We start from the raw sequence: 17348 nt of genomic DNA, 5'->3' as shown, positions 1-17348 counted from the left end.
ATAGAGCGGAGGCGAAGTGGCCGTGATGAAAGTGTCGATGTGCGCTCGATGCGAGCGGTACATTGAAATTTCCCGCATTCCCTGCAGTTCGCTGGACATGGACCAGTTGCGTCGTGGCGAAGTCACCATCGGCGACGCGATTTGCGAACGGGTGCTGGGACGGAAGTTTCTCGACGCCTGATCGGTAGTCGGATCCGATGCGCCGCTAACGCGACAGCTTAGCTCAGCGTCACCCAGGTTGGCGCGTGGTCGGAGGCCTTCTCCTCGCCTCTCGCCCAGCGGTCGACGCCAGCGCCGAGCAGCCGGTCCGTCGCCTCGGGCGAGCAGAGCAGGTGATCCAGCCTGAAGCCGAGATCGCGCTGCCAGCAGCCGGCGGTATAGTCCCAGAAGGTGTAGAGCTTTTCCTCGTTCGGGTGCAGCGCGCGCAGGGCATCGGTCCAGCCTTGGTGAATGATGCGGCGCCATGACTGGCGCGCTTCGGGCTGCATCACCGCGTCATTCTGCGTCGCTCGGACGGAGAAGACATCGCGGTCCTCCGGCACGACGTTCCAGTCGCCGCACAGCAGCACCGGCCGCTCATCTTCGAGCAACTCGCGGGCATGCGCTTCCAGGCGATCCATCCAGCGCAACTTGTATTTAAACTTCTCCGTCCCGACGGGATTACCGTTGGGGAGATAGATCGACGCGACGATGATGCCGCCGACCTCCGCTTCGATGTAGCGGCTGTGCGTGTCGTCAGGATCGCCGGGAAGGCCCGTGCGGCGCAGCTGCGGCTGGTCGCCTTTGGCGAGGATGGCGACGCCGTTGAAACCCTTTTGGCCATGCCACACCGCGCTGTAACCGGCCGCCTCGATATCGGCGATTGGCAGCGATTCATCCGCGCATTTCAGTTCCTGCAGGCAGGCGACGTCGGGCTTCTCGCGATCCAGCCATTCGATGAGCCGCGGCAGGCGCGCACGGATGCCGTTGAGGTTGTATGTCGCAAGCTTCATCGAGCGGCGCTTAGCCGCGCGAGCTTAGGCAGGGAAGCGCGCGTAGCAGCGTTGGGTGATGCGATCGACGCAGGCGCGATATTCCTCGTAGCATTCGTGCCCGTCGCGGATGACGCCGACCGCCGCATCGGTGTTGCCACGTGTCGACGTCAGCGAGATCGGTACGGCCGCCGGTGTCAGCTGCGCCCCCTCCCCCGCCGCGAGCGTCAGCAGGATGCCACTCAAGCCCCCGCCCGACGGACGGTTGAGCAGCGCCATCCGGTACTGCCCCTCGCTGATCGTCACGAGATAGATGGCTCCGGAAATGTTGGGAAAGGAAACGAAGCCCTTCTGCTCATATTCGCTGTCGGTGCGCGATGCCTCGCTGAAAACCAGGTGGCCCTTGTCGTCGTCCCAGTCGACCGAGGTCAGGTAAGCGAAGACCGCGCCCGCTTCGCTGAACGACGGTCGCAGCGTCAGGTATGTGCCTTCAAGCCACTGCACGGCAGCGCGGGCGTAAGCGCCCATCGATTCCGGCGCGAGCATCCGCACGCCGTTCTCGCTGCGCGACCTGAGGCTGGTGCCGAGCGCATCCTCGATCCGGACCACGGTAGAAAAAGTGAACGGCCGGCTGCCCGCAAGCGCCTTTTCCAAGGTCGACAGGCTAATCTTCGCTTCGTCTGCCAGCCACTGCCGCGACAGGCGCCGGCGCGCGAGTTCCTCCCGCACCTGCAACGCGACACTGTTGCTACCTTCGACCGAAAGTTCGTTCATGGACTCGCCCCCGAGCGCTCCGCACATCTCCGCACATTTCGGCACATGCCGTCAACGGTCCGCACGCCTGCCGCACAAGTAAGGCGAGCATTTCCAAGACTTTCCCATGGCGCGAATCCCTGATCGGAGCGAGATGCACCCGAGAAATCAGCGAGACATCGGGGGACTTACGAGATGCTCAACGACAGGGCGCGCACGGGATTCGGGGGGATGGCGGTCGTCACGGCAGTCCTTCTGATGGCCCAGTTCATCACCGGCGTGGAGGCCTTCCCACTATGAGCCCGTTATGGTCAGATCTCGCCCTGGCGCGCGCCGCCTTGGCCAAAGCGGTCGAGCGGGGCGTCGTCGAGGCGCCTGAGAAGCCGGAGCCTGCGCGGCAACAAGAGGAGCGCGACGCGGTTCGTCGCGTGCTCCGGCCGCGCCTGAAGAGCTGCGCGCTCTAACCGCCGCCATTTCAACAGCAGTGATGCAGCCATCGCGGTCGCCCGGGCGGCCGCGGTCCGTATGAGTAAAGGGAACAAGTCATGTTCATGGGTTTGATGATCGGCGCTATCGTGCTCGCGCTGGCGCAATTTGTCGTCATTCTCCGCACGCCTGCCAAAAGGGGCGGCACTTCAGGGGAGGATCAGCTGGGCAGCTGATTAGACGCTAAAGGACGATCCGCAGCCGCAGCCGGATTGCGCGTTTGGGTTCGTAACCTTGAACGCGGCACCGCCAAGGTCCTCGACGAAATCCACGGCCGATCCTCGAACGAGGTCGAGGCTGATCGGATCGACGACGAGCTTCACGCCATCGGTCTCGGCGACTTCGTCGTCAGCGTCCGCCTGCGCGGCGAGCTCGAACTTATAGGTGAAGCCTGCGCAGCCGCCGCCATCGACGGCAAGCCGCAGGATAGCCGGCCTCGACTGGCGCTCGGCAATCCAGGCCACGCGCTTTGCAGCGCTTTCGGTGAGAATGATGTTGCTCACGCTGGGGAGATAGGGAGCGGCAGGGCGCCGGGCAATGTCAGGCGGCAGATTAACGCCCGGCGTTCGGTCCGCCGATCGCGACCTGGTCCATCGAGGCGGCGCCCGAACGGCGCTGCATGGCGAGGACATAGTCGGTCGACTTCATGAAGGGGATCGGGTTCACGGCGCGGCCGTCGATCCGCACTTCATAGTGCAGGTGGTTGCCGGTCGAACGCCCGGTCGAGCCCATGCGGCCGATCTGCATGCCGCGAGTAATATGCTGTCCGGCCTGGACCAGGATGGCCGACATGTGGCCGTAGCGAGTGGTGATGCCTCGGCCGTGGTCGATCTCGACCAGATTGCCGTAGCCACCGCTATTCCAGCCCGCGCGAAGCACGGTGCCGTCGGCAGTCGCATAAATCGGCGTGCCGTAGCTGCCGGCGAGGTCGATGCCGGGATGCATGGCGGCGCCAGCGTGGAACGGATCGGAGCGGACGCCGAAGCCGCTGGTGAACGAAACGTCGAGCTTAACCGGCTTGTCCGAGGGAACCGCGATCACGCCGTCCTGGAGCTGGTCAAGCTTCTTCCAGCTGTTGAACAGCTGCTTGAAGGTCGCGTTGCCGGCGCTCTCGAACGGGCCGCCGACGCCTTCCTGACTGCCGACCCGAGCCGGGGCGATGCCGAGCCGCTTCAGCTCGGCCGCAGTGACCTGGTAACGAACGTCGAGTGCCTTGGCGACGAGCGCGGCTTGTTCGAGTTGCTGCGCTTCGACGCGCGCAAGCGGGCCGTCATTTGCGATGCGGCCATCGGCGGCCGCGGCAATGAGCTTGGGATCGATCTTTTGGCCGCTGAGCGCTGCTTCGATAAGCGCCTGGCGCTGCTCGATCTGGCGAGCGCGGGCTTCAGTGGCGGCGGAGAGGCTGGCGAGGGAGCTAAGACCGTTGGAGCGCGTGAGGAGCTGGGTGGTGGCAAAGCTGGCCCAGGCGACGAGCCCGAGCAGGACCACAAAAAACCCGGCCTGAACCGGGGCGGAAACACGGAAACGGCGCAGCCTCGATCCGTCATGGACGAACAGGTCGCGATCGCGGAACAATGTCGTTGTCACCGCCAAAACTTGCGTCATTTTAACCCGCTCCACAGCTCCCGGGCACGCGAACAAACGGTTCGCCGGACCCGGTTTCCACAATTATCAGGAGCTCCCCAGCCCCTCGCCACGCATTGGAATTGCCCAATCCCGTGCTGACGAAGCCGCAGACTGCGCGGACTTGGTAAACAAATTCAACCTTGGGTTCCCTGTGGTGGGATGAATCGAGCCGCTTAGCGGGATGAACGGATGGATCGAGGCGGTTTCCGAGGCAGATTCGAGCGATTTCAGTCTGTTGTGCAGTGCAGCAATGCGATTCTTTCGCGCTGCCTTGCGACCGCCGCAATCGGCCTTACAAGCAGCCGCGGGCCACGCCGTCCCAACGCGGCGCGAGCTCTCTGAGAGGAGAGTCAGATTGACTGAAGTTGCCGAACCCGGGGCCGTAGTGCGCCCGGCGAAACCCGCCACCAAACCCGCCAGACCGTTTTTCTCGTCCGGCCCGTGCGCCAAGCCGCCGGGGTGGAACCCGACATTGCTCAGCGAGCGTGCACTCGGCCGCTCCCACCGCGGGAGCGTCGGGAAGAAGCTGCTGGCCGAAGCGATCGATCGCACTCACGCGCTGCTGGAACTGCCGGCCGACTACAAGCTCGGCATTGTCCCCGCGTCCGACACCGGCGCGATGGAGATGGCGATCTGGTCGCTGCTCGGCACCCGCCCTGTCACCATACTGGCGTGGGAGAGCTTCGGCGCCGGCTGGGTCACCGACGTCGCCAAGCAGCTCAAGCTGAACGCCGACATTCGCACGGCCGATTATGGCGAGATCGCAGACCTGTCCGGCATCGATCCGGCGCGCGACGTGGTATTTACTTGGAACGGCACGACCAGCGGCGTCCGCGTTCCCGATGCCGACTGGATCGCCGCAGATCGCACGGGCCTCAGCATCTGCGACGCGACGTCGGCCGCCTTCGCACAGGACATCGACTGGGCGAAGATCGATGTCGGAACCTTCAGCTGGCAAAAGGCGCTCGGCGGCGAGGCCGCGCACGGCATGATCGTGCTCAGCCCGCGCGCCATCGAGCGGCTTGAGCGCGAGCCCGCTGCGCGTCCGCTCCCGAAGATTTTCCGCCTCACCAAAGGCGGCAAGCTGATCGACGGAATCTTCCGCGGCGAAACCATCAACACGCCGAGCATGCTGTGCGTCGAGGACTGGCTGCTCGCCCTCGAATGGGCCGAAAAGGCCGGCGGCCTGTCGGGCCTGATCGCCAGGGCCGACGCCAATGCCGCCGCGCTCGACGAGTGGGTGCAGCGGTCCGCATGGATCGACCATCTCGCGGGCGATCCGGCGATCCGTTCGAACACGTCGGTCTGCCTGCAATTCGCCGACCGCGCCGACGAGGAAGGCAACCGCGTCCGGCAAAAATCGCTCGGCCAGCTGCTCGAGCGTGAGGACGCCGCCTATGACGTGACCGCCTATCGCGACGCGCCGCCTGGCCTTCGCATCTGGTGCGGCGCCACTGTCGACACCACAGACATTCAAGCGCTCGGGCCCTGGCTCGATTGGGCATGGGAGGCCACGGCGTGACCGAGCAAGTACGCGTTCTCATTGCAGACAAGATGGATCCGCGCGCCGCAGCGATCTTTCGCGAACGCGGCATTCAGGTCGACGAGAAGTCCGGTCTGTCGCCGGAAGATCTGCAGGCGATCGTCCATGACTACGACGGCATCGCAGTGCGCAGCTCGGCGAAGATCAGCGCGGCGATCATGGATGCGGCGCTGCCGCGGCTGAAGGTGATCGGCCGGGCCGGAATCGGCGTCGATACGATCGACGTGCCGGCCGCATCCGCGCGCGGTATCGTCGTCATGAACACGCCCTTCGGCAATTCGATCACGACTGCGGAGCATGCGATCGCCATGCTGTTCGCGCTCGCCCGCGAAATCCCGCAGGCCGACCAGTCGACGCAGGCCGGCAAGTGGGAAAAGAACCGCTTCATGGGCGTCGAGCTGGCCGGCAAGACGCTCGGCCTGATCGGCTGCGGCAATATCGGATCGATCGTCGCCGACCGCGCGCATGGGCTCAAGATGAAGGTCGTCGCTTACGACCCCTTCCTGTCGCCCGAACGCGCCGTCGAGCTTGGCGTCGAGAAGGTCGAGCTCGACGAGCTGTTGCCGCGCGCCGACTTCATCACGCTGCACACGCCGCTGACTGACCAGACGCGTGGGATCCTGTCGCGTGAAGCGCTGGCGAAGACCAAAAAGGGTGTTCGCATTGTCAATTGCGCCCGCGGCGGCCTGATTGACGAGGCGGCGTTGAAGGAAGGCCTAGAAAGCGGCCACATTGCCGGCGCCGCTCTCGACGTGTTCGCGCAGGAACCGGCGAAGGAAAATGCGCTGTTCGGCACGCCGGGCCTGATCTGCACCCCGCACCTCGGCGCGTCGACCAACGAGGCGCAGGTGAATGTCGCGATCCAGGTCGCGGAGCAGATGAGCGACTTCCTGCTACTCGGCGGCATCACAAATGCGGTGAACGTGCCGTCGCTCTCGGCCGAGGAAGCGCCGCGGCTGAAGCCTTACATGGCGCTCGCGGAAAAGCTCGGCCGCCTGCTCGGGCAGATCGCCGGCACCGAAATCCGCTCGATCGACATCGAAGTTGAAGGCGCCGCCGCCGAGCTAAACATCAAGCCGATCTCCGGCGCGGTGCTTGCCGGCATCATGCGCAGTTGGTCGGATACGGTGAACATGGTCAACGCGCCCTTCCTGGCGAAGGAGCGCGGAATCGGCGTGCGCGAAATCCGCACCGAGCGCGAAGGCGACTACCACACGCTGGTTGCGGTCACCGCCGGCACCGACAACGGTCCGCGCCGTGTCGAAGGGACCCTGTTCGGAAATAGCGCCGCGCGGCTGGTGAAGATCTTCGGTATCCCCGTGGAGGCCGAGCTGACGGGCCAGATGATTTACATCGTCAACAACGACCAACCCGGCTTCATCGGTGCGCTGGGCACCGAGCTCGGCGAAAACGGCCTCAACATCGCCACCTTCAACCTTGGCCGCCGCAAGGAAGCGGGGGAAGCGGTTGCACTGGTGGCCGTCGACGACCCCATCACGCGAGAGGTGGCCGCCCAGCTCCGGGAACTGCCGGGCGTCCGCGAGGTCGTGCCGCTGAGCTTCTAACCGCAAAGAAAAAGGGCGCCCCCGAAAGGGCGCCCTTGGGGTCAGACCGCCTGCGTGCGAGCGGCCGAACCCGAACCGATTAGTTGGCGCTGTTGCCGTCGGCGTCGGCGCCGTTGCGGACCGCGTCAGCCTTGACTTCGCCCTGGTTGCGGACGGCGTCGGCCGTGTTCTCGGCATTCGCCTGAACATTGTCGGCCATGTTGTCGGCATTGGCCTCGATCGTGTCGGCCGTGTTCTCGGCGTTCGCCTCGATATTGTCGGCGGTTTGCTCGGTCGGGCTCTGCTTGCACGCCGCGAGGGCGCCGAGACCGAGGGCAATCGCTAGGACGGTGGTGGTTTTCACGTTTCACTCCCCTGTAGTTGTTCTGCCGTTCGCGCTTTCGAGCACGATACGAAGCGCAACTACGCGCGACCGCGGTTTTCTGTTCCGCAAGTTCAACAATCTCTTCCCGCCTAGACGCGCTGCCCCTCCGCTCCTAGGAGCGGGCCGGCCTCAAGTAGCAAGGACTTAACGTGGGAAACGTGACCGTCATCGGCGCCCAGTGGGGCGACGAAGGCAAAGGCAAGATCGTCGATTGGCTTGCGAGCCGGGCCGACATGGTGGTGCGCTTCCAGGGCGGCCATAACGCCGGGCATACGCTGGTTGTCGGCGACAAGACCTACAAGCTCTCGCTGCTGCCGAGCGGCATCGTTCGCGGCACGCCATCCGTCATCGGTAACGGCGTCGTGCTCGATCCGTGGGCGCTTCGCGACGAGGTCACTCGGATGCGCGAAATGGGCATCGATGTGACGCCTGACGTTCTGATGATTGCCGAGACCTGCCCGCTCATCCTGCCCATTCACCGCGACCTAGATGCTCTCCGCGAGGACGCGAGTGGCGCCGGCAAGATCGGCACCACGCGACGCGGCATAGGCCCAGCCTACGAAGATAAGGTCGGCCGCCGCGCCATCCGTGTGTGCGACCTCGCGCACCTCGGCGAACTCGGGCCACAGCTCGACCGTCTCTGCGCCCACCACGACGCGCTCCGCGCCGGCTTCGGCGAGCCGCCGGTCGATCGTGAGCGCCTCAAGAACGATCTCGCCGAAATCGCCGATTTCGTGCTTCAGTTCGCCAAGCCCGTCTGGCGTGATCTGGATGAGGCGCGCTCGCGCGGGCGCCGCATCCTGTTCGAAGGCGCGCAGGGCGTGCTTCTCGACGTCGACCACGGCACCTATCCGTTCGTCACTTCGTCCAACACGGTCGCCGGCACCACCGGTTCGGGCAGCGGCATGGGTCCTTCCGCGGCTGGCTTCGTGCTCGGCATCACCAAGGCCTACACGACGCGCGTCGGCTCAGGCCCCTTCCCGACTGAGCAGGACAATGAAGTCGGCGAGCGTTTGGGCGAGCGCGGACATGAGTTCGGCACCGTCACCGGCCGCCGCCGCCGCTGCGGCTGGTTCGATGCGGTGCTCGTACGTCAGGCGGTCGCGGTCAGCGGCGTGACCGGCATCGCGCTCACCAAGCTCGACGTCCTCGACGGCTTCGAGAAAGTGATGATCTGCACCGGCTATCGGATTGGCGGTCAGGAATTCGACCACCTGCCGCCGCATGCCGCGGATCAGTCGCGGGTCGAGCCGGTCTACGAAGAAATCGAAGGCTGGCCGGGCTCGACTCGCGGCGCGCGCAGCTGGGCCGACCTGCCGGCACGCGCGATCAAATATGTGCGCCGCATCGAAGAGCTGATCCGCTGCCCGGTCGCGCTCGTCAGCACGTCGCCGGAGCGCGACGACACCATCCTCGTCCGGGATCCGTTCGCGGGCTAGTGCCGCACTTCGAAGCGGCTGGAATTTTCGTCCGTCGCTTCATCGATCTTCATGTCGAACACGCGTGCCTGCGGCGGGCCTTCGCGCATGCGGCTGATTAACTCATCGACCAATTCTTCTTCGCCTTCGATATGCGCTTCTACGGCACCGTCGTCGCAATTGCCGACCCACCCGCACACCCCGATCGAGCGTGCTTCGTCGCGAGTCCATGCGCGGAAGAAGACGCCCTGCACGCGCCCGGTCACGCGAACATGCCGGGCGACCCTGGCCATCAGACCGTCGAGATGTCCGGCGCGTCCTCGGCCTTCATGCCGACGACGTTGTAGCCCGCATCGACGTGGTGGATCTCGCCGGTAACACCGGACGCGAGATCGCTGAGCAGGTAGAGCCCCGCCCCGCCAACGTCCTCGATGGTGACGTTGCGGCGAAGCGGCGAATTATATTCATTCCACTTCATGATGTAGCGGAAGTCGCCGATGCCGCTCGCGGCGAGCGTCTTGATCGGTCCAGCCGAAATACCGTTCACGCGAATATTTTCGCGGCCGAGATCCGCCGCCAGATATTTCACCGACGTTTCCAGCCCAGCCTTGGCGACGCCCATCACGTTATAGTGAGGGATGACTTTCTCGGCGCCGTAATAGCTCAACGTCAACAGCGAGCCGCCGTTGGTCATCATCACCCGCGCGCGCTGGGCAACGGCGACGAAGCTGTAGACCGAGATATTCATGGTCATCAGGAAGTTGTCCATCGTCGTGTCGACGAACTTTCCCCGAAGCTCATTCTTGTCGGAATAACCGATCGCGTGGACGACGAAGTCGATCGAATCCCACTTCGACTTCAAATGCGCGAACGCGTCGTCGAGCGCTTCCATGCTGCTGACGTCGCAATCGACGAGAAGGTCCGACCCAAGTTCCGCCGCCAGCGGGCGCACACGCTTTTCGAGCGCCTCGCCCTGGTAGGAAAAGGCCAGCTCGCCGCCCTGTTCGGCGACGGCGCGCGCGATTCCCCACGCAAGCGAACGATCATTGGCAAGCCCCATGATCAACCCGCGCTTGCCTTGCATTAGTCCGGTCAAAGTTGAGGCCCCTCAGGCTGCAATTCTGGTTTCACGTCTTCACCGGGTTGCGGCTCCTCGACTTCAAGCTCGTCGGTGTACGGCCCGGTGTAGATTTCGCCCTTTAGCGCGGTGGCGCCGCTTTCCGCCAGCGCCGCGTTCAGCTCCGCGCCGATGACGACGCCAAGCCCGACGACGAAGAAGAAAATGAGCGCGATCATCACGCCCGCAAGGCTGCCGTAAGTGCGGCTGTAGCCGCCGAACAAGCTAATCGCGTCCGGCAGGATCTCCACCGTCGCCAGCCACCACGCGGTAATCAGTAAAGCACCCGGCCACTTGCGGCAGTCGCGCTTGCGGTAGCGCGCCGGCGTCAAGGCCAGGAATAACACGTAGAAAGTGAAATAGAGCGTGATGCCAGGCACGAAGCGATAAAGCCCGAGCGTGCCGGCCAGCCCCTGCGCCATGGGGAACCATTCGAAGATGAAATGCCTGACGATGGTCAGCGAAGCGCTGGCGGCGAACGCGACCATCAGCAGAAGCACCGCACCGAGGATTAGCAGGATCGACCCGAGCCGATACTCCCAAAATGGCGCGCAATATTTCACGCCATAAGCGCGGCGCAGGATGTCGCGGATCGTCTCGACGAAGCTTGTCGCCGTCCACAGACCGACGATTGCGCCGAACCAGAGCAGATTGCCGGTGCGGATCGTCAGCACTTCCAGCACGGGCTCGCGTAGCGTCGCGGCGACATCCGGCGGAAGGCGCCGGAGGACGTTCGTCACCGTCAGCATGGCGTCCTGGCTCTGGCCGAGCAAATGCGCGACCGCCGCGGCGACGATGAAGAAGGGAAACAGCGCGACGATCGAAAGGTAAGCGAGGTTGCCGGCGTGGATGAAGCCGTCGTTATAGACGCCGATCGCGACGCGCTTGACCACTTCCCAAACAGTCACGTGCGGCTTGAGCTTTTCTTCGACCTCCGTTCCGAAGGCCGCGCGCATGCTCGCTAAGCGCTTCCGCCGTGCTTCCGGCGAGGCAGGCGAAATGTCGCGCATTCGGCGGCGCTAGACCCCTAGGCTCGCGCGCGGGTTGCCACCGGCGTTCCAGCCTTCCGCGAACTTCTGCAGATCGGGGTCGCTTGCCGGCACGTCGATCTCCACGCTGATCAGCTGGTCGCCGCGCTTGCCGTCCTTGTCGGCAAAGCCACGCTCCTTCAGCCGGAACACCTTGCCCGAGGTCGTGCCCTTAGGGATCGTCAGCATGACGGGTCCGTCGGCCGTGGGCACCTTCACCTTGGCGCCAAGCACCGCTTCCTTGAGCGTCACCGGTAGGTTGAGGCGGATGTTGTTGCCGTCGCGGGTGAAGAACCGGTGGGGCGCGATCTCGATCGTCACGATCGCATCGCCGCGCCCGGCCGGTCCCTGCTCGCCCTTGCCGCCAAGCCGGATCTTGGTGCCGTCCTCAAGCCCCTGCGGAAGCTTCAGGTCGATTGTCTTGCCATCGCCAAGCGTAATCCGCTGCGGCTTGAGCGCGACCGCGTCGACGAAAGGGATCTTGAGGCGATATGCAACATCCGCGCCCTTCTGCGGGGCGCGCCCGCGCTGGCGGAAGCCGCTGAAGCCGCCGCTCTGCCCGCCTCGGCCGCCGGTCGCAGCGCCGAACAGGCCTTCGAAAAGATCGCTGAGGTCGGCCGCATCGCCGCCTCCGCCGAAATTGAAATTCTCGTAGCCCGCGCCAGGATGCTGGCCACCGCCGCCCGCACCACTCGAATAGCCGCCGAACCCGGAGCCGAACGGCATCTTCGGGTTGCCATCTTCGTCGATCTCGCCGCGGTCGTATTTCGCGCGCTTGTCCTTGTCGGACAGCAGATCGTACGCGTGGGTAATCTCGCCGAAGCGCTTCGCCGCGTTCGGATTGTCCTTGTTGCGGTCCGGGTGAAGCTGCTTCGCAAGGCTGCGATAGGCCTTCTTGATCTCGGCCTCGCTCGCGCCGCGCTTCAGTCCCAATCGTTGGTACAGGTCCAGAGCCATATCCCTCCAATGGCGCACAGTTACAGCGCTGACCAGATGGGTTGCCGTTCCGCCAAGGCCAAGCCTAAGGCAATCGCAGCATGGCCGCCGACCCGTTTGCATTGTTCGATGAGTGGTTTGCGCAAGCCCGCGCGAGCGAAAGCGGCCTGCCCGAAGCAATGAGCGTCGCCACCGCCGACGCGACCGGGCAACCATCCTCACGCATGGTGCTTCTCAAGGGCCACGGCCCCGACGGCTTCGTTTTCTTCACCAACGTCGAAAGCGACAAGGGCGAGCAGCTCGCCCAGAACCCGAAGGCCGCGCTCCTCTTTCACTGGAAATCGCTGGGACGCCAGGTGCGCATCGAAGGCGCGGTCGAGCCCGTCACCGAAGCCGAGGCCGATGCATATTTCAGCAGCCGCCTGCGGGATTCGCAGCTTGGCGCCTGGGCATCCGACCAGTCGCGGCCAATGGATCGCCGCGAGACCTTCCAGCAACGTTTCGAAGAAGCCGAGCAGCGCTTCGAGGGGCAAGACGTCCCGCGCCCTGAATATTGGAGCGGCTACCGCGTCATTCCGCACCGGATCGAATTCTGGACCGAGCGCCCTTATCGCCTGCACGAGCGGCGCCTGTTCAAGCGCGATGACGACAGCTGGACCGAAGGATTGCTCTACCCGTGACCACCGCCAAGACCGCGGCCGAACATTCGACGCATTCCTCGCGAGCCGCGCTTGCGAGCGTGGCCGTAGCGACGATCCTCCTTATCGCGAAAGCATGGGCGGCCTACCGGACGGACTCCACAGCGATGCTCGGGTCGCTTGCAGACACTGCGCTCGACGTACTCGCCAGCCTGACCACACTCGCCGGTGTCCGCATCGCTGCCCAGCCAGCGGATCACGATCATCGCTTCGGCCATGGGAAGGCGGAGGCTCTGGTCGCGCTTGCGCAGGTTGCTCTCATCAGCGTCTCGGCCGCGGGCATCATGTGGCGAGCAGTTGACCGCCTCATTCATGGCAGCCCCACACAGGCCATGGCCGACGGGATTGCGGTGTCGGTGGGCGCGATCGTGCTGACGTTCGGCCTGCTATGGTATCAGCGGCAGGTCATCGAACGCACCGGATCGGTCGCGATCAAGACGGACAACGTCCATTATAAGTCCGACCTGTTCCTCAATGGCTCGGTCATCATTGCGCTTGTTCTCGATCAGGCGCTCCATGTCGCCGGCGCCGACGCGCTCTTCGGAATTGCCATTGCCCTATGGCTCATGTGGGGTGCGTGGCGGGCGTCGAGCGAGGCGATTCACCAGCTGATGGATCGCGAATGGCCCGAGGAGGAACGCGAGGAATTTCTCGCTGCAGCGGCCGAATATCCTGAATTTTCGGGCCTCCATGACCTGCGATCCCGCAAGAGCGGCACGCTTCGTTTCGTCCAGTTCCATGTCTGGGTTCCGGCGCACTGGACCGTGCAGGAAGCGCATGACCGGCTCGATCGGGCCGAGGAGGAATTACAGAAACGCTTCCCGCATACGGAAATCCTGATTCACGTCGATCCGGAAGGACAGACGGACCGCGAGACGCTCTTGCCGCAGGAAATCACGGAGCAGGCAGGTTGACGACGATCCCCTTCTTCCAGGTCGATGCCTTCGCCGAGCGCCCGCTGACCGGAAATCCCGCCGCCGTCATGCCGCTCGACCGCTGGATCGATGACGCGCTGATGCAGGCGATCGCGGCCGAGAATAATCTCAGCGAGACTGCGTTTACCGTTCCGAGCGAACGGGACGATGCCGACTTCGACCTGCGTTGGTTCACGCCTGTCGCCGAGGTCGAGCTTTGCGGCCACGCGACGATCGCGTCGGGGCACGTGCTGATGACCGGCGGATCGGTGCGCTTTTCGACCAGGGCCGGAATTCTGACAGTCAGCCGGCGTGACGATTTGCTCGAGCTCGACCTGCCGGCCGCACCGCTCACAGAAGTGCACGAGCCGGAGCTCAATCGCGCGCTCGGCCTCCCGGATTTACCGGCATGGCTTGCCGAGGAATGCAACGACGCGGCGATCATCGAGGTGGCCGACGAGCAAACCGTCCGCGATCTCGAGCCGGATTTCATCGCGCTGCGTGGCATCCGCCGAATGGCGGTCGTCACTGCGCGCGGCACGACCGAAGACATCGTCGACCGCGTGTTCGTGTCGTATCTCGGCATCGACGAGGATCCGGTGACCGGCTCCGCCCACGCCGCGCTGACCCCCTATTGGGCGAAGCGGCTTGGCAGGAACGAGTTCACCGCGCTTCAGGCCAGCGCTCGCACCGGCCTTCTCAATTGCCGCCTCCAAGGCAACCGCGCCATTCTCGGCGGCAAGTGCCACACGGTCATCGAAGGTCAGTTCCAGCTGTGAAGTTCGCAGCCGCGTGCGTCGCGCTAGCCGTCGTCGCCACGCCCGCGCCTGCCAGTCCGAAGAGTGAGCGCGCGGCGATCCTAAACGTCATCCAACGCATGGAAGCAGCTTGGAACCGCGGCGACTTCCGCAGCTACATGGCGGGCTTCAAGAGCCCCGACGTCATATTCGTCTCGGGCGGCAAGTTTCAGCAAGGTTGGCAGGGCACGCTCGACCATTATGTCCGCGACTATGGCGGGTCGCCGGAACGGCGCGGCAAGCTCCACTTTTACAATATGAACGTCGACCTGCTCGCGCCCGACGCCGCCATGCTGGTCGGCCAGTACCGGCTCGAGCGCGGCGCCCGTATCACCGAGGGCGTCAATACGCGCCTGTTCCGGAAAATCCGCGGCAGATGGCTCATCACGATGAACCACGTCTCCGCCTACGACGTCGCGCCTACTGCGACCGCGCCAGAAGCGCGCTGAGGTCCGATTTCCAGAATTTCGCCCAGGTGTGCGTGCCGTGCCCATGCGTTTCCGCGGTCTCGGGGATCAGCCGGAACTGCGCATTGGACATACGCTTCACTGCTTCCTGAGGGTAAGTGAAGTTGCGCGGATTGATGAAGTCGTCGGCCGAATTGATCCACATCATCGGCGCCGTGATCGCTTCCAGCCTTGGCCAGGGATTGTAGTTCCGCGACGAATCCAGCTGGTAGATGAGATCGTTGGCATCCAGCGACTTCAGCGCGTTCGCCACGCTCTGCTCGGCAAACTCGCTCGCCTTCACCCGCGTCGAATACTGCGCCTGCAGGAACAGCGGCGCGCCGCCCGCGACGAACAGCAAGTTCTGCGCCGCCCGCAAGCCGGTCAAGGGCTCTGCGGAGTATCCGCCCCCCTGCCAGGCGGGGTCAGCCTCGATGCCGTTTATCGCAAGTTGGCGCCACATGCGGTTGAGCCCGGCGATCTCCACCGGCTCACATGCCATCGGCATCAGCGCGCTGGCGAAGGCCGGATAGGCCTCTCCCCACACGAAGGCGTGCATGCAACCCATCGACGTGCCCATGATCAGCCGTAGATGCGCGACGCCCAGCGACTGCAGCATCCGATGCTGTGCATCGACCATGTCGTCGTAATCATATTTCGGAAATTTCATCCGTAGCCCGTCGGACGGCTTCGACGATTTCCCGTGCCCGATATTGTCGGGGAGAATTATCCAGTATCGACGAATGTCGAGCGGCTGCCCCGGACCATAAAGTTCGTCGGCGAACTGCGGCCGGAGAAACTGCTGTCCCGTTCCGCCGGTGCCGTGCAGCGCCATCACCGCGTTGTCGATCGCACCCGCCGCATTGCGGTGCGGTGTGCCGAGCGTGGTGTAGTGCATGTTGAGGCGCGGCAGGCTCACGCCGCTGCGGAAGCGGAAGTCTTTCAGGACGACATCGCCCTCTTTCGTCGGCCAGCTCTTGGGCGCGGGCGGCGGCGGGGTAGGCGCGGACAAGGCCTGGGCGGCAAGAGCGGCGAAAAAGAACAGCATCACTACCTCATGACTGGAGCTTGCGCTCGAGCGCGTCGAGCAATGGCAACTGGCTCGGAAGCATGTAATCGCGCGCTTCGGCAAGCGTCATCCACCGCGCCTGCTCGACCTCGGGGAAAGACTCGCGCCTTCCGCTTCGCGGCGGCCATTCGACCTCGAAATCGTTCGACCGGATCGCGTCGCAATCGAGATCGCCTTCGACCGCAAATGCCTCAACGACTTTGCCACCCGCCTGCCTGACGCTCGCGAGCGCAAACGGAACGGTGGACAGGCGCGTACCGGTCTCTTCCTCGAATTCGCGAAGCGCGGCTTCCGCCGGCCGCTCGCCCGGTTCGATCTTGCCCTTGGGAATCATCCACGCGCCGGCGTCCTTGTTACGCCAGAACGGACCGCCGGGCTTGATCAGCAGGACTTCAGTTCCGCCCTCGCGCTGACGGAAGAGAAGGATGCCGGCACTAAGCGGCGGCGGCATCCAGCTTCTGCTCGGCGCCGATGGTCTCGGCGATCCAGCCGCCGCCGAGTAGACGCGAGCCCTCGTAAAGGACCGCTGCCTGGCCCGGCGCGACGCCAAACTCGGCGCTGTCGAAGCGCAACCACTCCCCGTCGCGCGTCGCTGCAACCGCGGGCGCGAGCGAACGCACCTTCGCCGTCACGTCAGTCTGGTCCTCGCCAAGCCAGTTCCAGTCCGCGACGCGCATCGCGCCAACGGCAAGCGCGCGGCGCGGTCCAACGACGATGCGCCGGGCGTCCGGCTCGATGCGGATGACGTAGAGCGGCTCGCGCTGGCCGCCGATCTCGATCCCCCGGCGCTGCCCGACCGTGAAATGCACGACACCACGGTGCGTGCCCAAGATGTTGCCGTCGAGATCGATGATATCGCCGGGCGCCTGCGTCTCCGGTCGCACCCGCTTGACCAGCGAGGCATAATCCCCATCGGGCACGAAGCAGATGTCCTGGCTGTCCGGCTTGGCCGCGACCTCCAGTCCGACCTCGCCAGCGATACGCCGCACGTCATCCTTCGGCAGGTCTCCCAGCGGGAAACGCACGAAATCGAGCTGCTCACGTGTCGTACCGTAGAGGAAATAGCTCTGGTCGCGGCGCGGGTCGGCTCCCTTGTGAAGCTCGACACGATCGCCGATCACGACCCGCCGCACGTAGTGGCCAGTCGCCAGGCAATCCGCGTCCAGTTCCCGCGCGAACTGGACCAGGTCGACGAACTTCACGCCCTGGTTGCAGGACGCGCAGGGCACGGGCGTCCGGCCATGCGCATATTCGTCGACGAAGCGATCGATCACGCCTTCGCGAAAGCGGCTTTCGTAATCGAGCACGTAGTGGGCAATGCCGAGCCGGTCGGCGACCTGCTTTGCATCGTAGATATCCTGCCCCGCGCAGCAGGCGCCGCTCCGCCGCACGGCCTCGCCATGATCGTAGAGCTGAAGCGTGACGCCGATGACTTCTGCGCCGGTCTGCGCGGCGAGCGCGGCCGTGACGGAGCTGTCGACGCCGCCCGACATGGCGACGACGATCCGGGCTTCGTCCGCGGGACGGCCAAGCTGAAAATCAATCCGCATTTGAAGGTCTGATGTGGGCCATCTTTACTCGAATTTCACCATCCTCGCCTAGACCGGTGATGTGGGT

At 64.6% G+C, this 17348-nt stretch carries 21 protein-coding genes; 8 read left to right on the top strand and 13 right to left on the bottom strand.

Translation table 11 applies throughout. From position 1 onward, the window contains the following. Positions 1-16: 16 nt before the first annotated feature. Positions 17-181, top strand: coding sequence for a hypothetical protein (locus ABD704_RS12165; RefSeq protein WP_344699961.1), 165 nt, complete (start codon positions 17-19; stop codon positions 179-181). 37 nt (positions 182-218) lie between these two features. Here ABD704_RS12165 and xth read toward each other — a convergent pair whose 3' ends face one another. From xth to ABD704_RS12140, 5 genes are all read right to left on the bottom strand, one after another. Further along, a complete protein-coding gene (gene xth / locus ABD704_RS12160; RefSeq protein ID WP_344699960.1) occupies positions 219-992 on the bottom strand; it encodes an exodeoxyribonuclease III in 774 nt (257 codons plus the stop codon). 24 nt (positions 993-1016) lie between these two features. Then, positions 1017-1745 carry a helix-turn-helix domain-containing protein gene (locus tag ABD704_RS12155; RefSeq protein ID WP_344699959.1) on the bottom strand — a complete coding sequence of 243 codons (729 nt, stop codon included), beginning with the start codon at positions 1743-1745 and terminating at the stop codon, positions 1017-1019. Positions 1746-2035: 290 nt separating this feature from the next. Then, positions 2036-2221 carry a hypothetical protein gene (locus ABD704_RS12150; protein ID WP_344699958.1) on the bottom strand — a complete coding sequence of 62 codons (186 nt, stop codon included), beginning with the start codon at positions 2219-2221 and terminating at the stop codon, positions 2036-2038. A gap of 165 nt (positions 2222-2386) precedes the next feature. Further along, complete coding sequence (gene erpA / locus ABD704_RS12145; protein WP_344699957.1) at positions 2387-2713, bottom strand: iron-sulfur cluster insertion protein ErpA; 327 nt, start codon at positions 2711-2713, stop codon at positions 2387-2389. Between the two features lie 49 nt (positions 2714-2762). Further along, positions 2763-3815, bottom strand: a complete 1053-nt coding sequence (locus ABD704_RS12140; protein WP_344699956.1) for a M23 family metallopeptidase — start codon at positions 3813-3815, stop codon at positions 2763-2765. 376 nt (positions 3816-4191) lie between these two features. On the opposite strand from ABD704_RS12140, the gene ABD704_RS12135 reads away from it, so the two are divergent. Continuing rightward, the gene (locus ABD704_RS12135; RefSeq protein WP_344699955.1) at positions 4192-5358 is read left to right on the top strand and encodes a phosphoserine transaminase; all 1167 of its coding nucleotides are present in this window, start codon (positions 4192-4194) and stop codon (positions 5356-5358) included. Next, positions 5340-6944: a phosphoglycerate dehydrogenase gene (serA, locus tag ABD704_RS12130; RefSeq protein WP_425565431.1), complete on the top strand. Its 1605-nt coding sequence runs from the start codon at positions 5340-5342 to the stop codon at positions 6942-6944. The genes ABD704_RS12135 and serA overlap by 19 nt, the downstream gene beginning before the upstream one ends. A gap of 79 nt (positions 6945-7023) precedes the next feature. On the opposite strand, the gene ABD704_RS12125 is transcribed toward serA, so the two are convergent. Beyond that, positions 7024-7287, bottom strand: a complete 264-nt coding sequence (locus ABD704_RS12125; protein WP_344699953.1) for a hypothetical protein — start codon at positions 7285-7287, stop codon at positions 7024-7026. A gap of 170 nt (positions 7288-7457) precedes the next feature. Between ABD704_RS12125 and ABD704_RS12120 the strand changes: the two genes are divergently transcribed. Next, the gene (locus ABD704_RS12120; protein WP_344699952.1) at positions 7458-8747 is read left to right on the top strand and encodes an adenylosuccinate synthase; all 1290 of its coding nucleotides are present in this window, start codon (positions 7458-7460) and stop codon (positions 8745-8747) included. On the opposite strand, the gene ABD704_RS12115 is transcribed toward ABD704_RS12120, so the two are convergent. From ABD704_RS12115 to ABD704_RS12100, 4 genes are read right to left on the bottom strand one after another with little or no spacing between them, the layout of a single operon-like run. Beyond that, entirely contained in the window at positions 8744-9019 is a 276-nt protein-coding gene (locus ABD704_RS12115) for an acylphosphatase (protein WP_344699951.1), read from the bottom strand. The two genes, ABD704_RS12120 and ABD704_RS12115, sit on opposite strands and share 4 nt — an antisense overlap. After that, positions 9019-9822, bottom strand: coding sequence for an enoyl-ACP reductase FabI (gene fabI, locus ABD704_RS12110; RefSeq protein ID WP_344699950.1), 804 nt, complete (start codon positions 9820-9822; stop codon positions 9019-9021). The genes ABD704_RS12115 and fabI overlap by 1 nt, the downstream gene beginning before the upstream one ends. Then, positions 9819-10853: a YihY/virulence factor BrkB family protein gene (locus tag ABD704_RS12105; RefSeq protein WP_344699949.1), complete on the bottom strand. Its 1035-nt coding sequence runs from the start codon at positions 10851-10853 to the stop codon at positions 9819-9821. The genes fabI and ABD704_RS12105 overlap by 4 nt, the downstream gene beginning before the upstream one ends. Positions 10854-10862: 9 nt before the next feature. After that, positions 10863-11828 (bottom strand): DnaJ C-terminal domain-containing protein, encoded by a 966-nt coding sequence (locus ABD704_RS12100; protein WP_344699948.1) that lies wholly within the window; start codon positions 11826-11828, stop codon positions 10863-10865. A gap of 80 nt (positions 11829-11908) precedes the next feature. Here ABD704_RS12100 and pdxH point away from each other — a divergent pair, with 80 nt between their 5' ends. From pdxH to ABD704_RS12080, 4 genes are read left to right on the top strand one after another with little or no spacing between them, the layout of a single operon-like run. Continuing rightward, complete coding sequence (gene pdxH / locus ABD704_RS12095) at positions 11909-12487, top strand: pyridoxamine 5'-phosphate oxidase (RefSeq protein ID WP_344699947.1); 579 nt, start codon at positions 11909-11911, stop codon at positions 12485-12487. Next, positions 12484-13419: a cation diffusion facilitator family transporter gene (locus tag ABD704_RS12090; protein WP_344699946.1), complete on the top strand. Its 936-nt coding sequence runs from the start codon at positions 12484-12486 to the stop codon at positions 13417-13419. The genes pdxH and ABD704_RS12090 overlap by 4 nt, the downstream gene beginning before the upstream one ends. Continuing rightward, positions 13416-14198 carry a PhzF family phenazine biosynthesis protein gene (locus tag ABD704_RS12085; protein ID WP_344699945.1) on the top strand — a complete coding sequence of 261 codons (783 nt, stop codon included), beginning with the start codon at positions 13416-13418 and terminating at the stop codon, positions 14196-14198. Before ABD704_RS12090 ends, ABD704_RS12085 begins: the two co-directional genes overlap by 4 nt. Further along, on the top strand, positions 14195-14665 hold the full coding sequence (locus ABD704_RS12080) for a YybH family protein (protein WP_344699944.1): 471 nt from the start codon (positions 14195-14197) through the stop codon (positions 14663-14665). The genes ABD704_RS12085 and ABD704_RS12080 overlap by 4 nt, the downstream gene beginning before the upstream one ends. Here the strand turns inward: ABD704_RS12080 and ABD704_RS12075 are convergent. From ABD704_RS12075 to mnmA, 3 genes are read right to left on the bottom strand one after another with little or no spacing between them, the layout of a single operon-like run. Beyond that, positions 14637-15710, bottom strand: a complete 1074-nt coding sequence (locus ABD704_RS12075) for an alpha/beta fold hydrolase (protein WP_344699943.1) — start codon at positions 15708-15710, stop codon at positions 14637-14639. The genes ABD704_RS12080 and ABD704_RS12075 overlap by 29 nt on opposite strands. 7 nt (positions 15711-15717) lie before the next feature. After that, positions 15718-16182 carry an NUDIX hydrolase gene (locus ABD704_RS12070; protein ID WP_344699942.1) on the bottom strand — a complete coding sequence of 155 codons (465 nt, stop codon included), beginning with the start codon at positions 16180-16182 and terminating at the stop codon, positions 15718-15720. Next, positions 16166-17281 carry a tRNA 2-thiouridine(34) synthase MnmA gene (mnmA, locus tag ABD704_RS12065; protein WP_344699941.1) on the bottom strand — a complete coding sequence of 372 codons (1116 nt, stop codon included), beginning with the start codon at positions 17279-17281 and terminating at the stop codon, positions 16166-16168. Before mnmA ends, ABD704_RS12070 begins: the two co-directional genes overlap by 17 nt. Between the last annotated feature and the right edge of the window lie 67 nt (positions 17282-17348).

It is taken from the genome of Sphingomonas limnosediminicola, assembly GCF_039537965.1.
GTDB lineage: Bacteria > Pseudomonadota > Alphaproteobacteria > Sphingomonadales > Sphingomonadaceae > Sphingomicrobium > Sphingomicrobium limnosediminicola.
Note: the sequence above shows the minus strand (reverse complement) of the source record. Positions and strands in the feature narration are given on the sequence as shown.

Coding starts and splice junctions, on each gene's coding strand:
- xth (WP_344699960.1), bottom strand. CDS start 992: ATGAAGCTTGCGACATACAACCTCAACGGCATCCGTGCGCGCCTGCCG.
- ABD704_RS12155 (WP_344699959.1), bottom strand. CDS start 1,745: ATGAACGAACTTTCGGTCGAAGGTAGCAACAGTGTCGCGTTGCAGGTG.
- ABD704_RS12150 (WP_344699958.1), bottom strand. CDS start 2,221: ATGGCTGCATCACTGCTGTTGAAATGGCGGCGGTTAGAGCGCGCAGCT.
- ABD704_RS12140 (WP_344699956.1), bottom strand. CDS start 3,815: ATGACGCAAGTTTTGGCGGTGACAACGACATTGTTCCGCGATCGCGAC.
- serA (WP_425565431.1), top strand. CDS start 5,340: ATGGGAGGCCACGGCGTGACCGAGCAAGTACGCGTTCTCATTGCAGAC.
- ABD704_RS12115 (WP_344699951.1), bottom strand. CDS start 9,019: ATGGCCAGGGTCGCCCGGCATGTTCGCGTGACCGGGCGCGTGCAGGGC.
- ABD704_RS12105 (WP_344699949.1), bottom strand. CDS start 10,853: ATGCGCGACATTTCGCCTGCCTCGCCGGAAGCACGGCGGAAGCGCTTA.
- ABD704_RS12100 (WP_344699948.1), bottom strand. CDS start 11,828: ATGGCTCTGGACCTGTACCAACGATTGGGACTGAAGCGCGGCGCGAGC.
- pdxH (WP_344699947.1), top strand. CDS start 11,909: ATGGCCGCCGACCCGTTTGCATTGTTCGATGAGTGGTTTGCGCAAGCC.
- ABD704_RS12075 (WP_344699943.1), bottom strand. CDS start 15,710: ATGCTGTTCTTTTTCGCCGCTCTTGCCGCCCAGGCCTTGTCCGCGCCT.
- ABD704_RS12070 (WP_344699942.1), bottom strand. CDS start 16,182: ATGCCGCCGCCGCTTAGTGCCGGCATCCTTCTCTTCCGTCAGCGCGAG.
- mnmA (WP_344699941.1), bottom strand. CDS start 17,281: ATGCGGATTGATTTTCAGCTTGGCCGTCCCGCGGACGAAGCCCGGATC.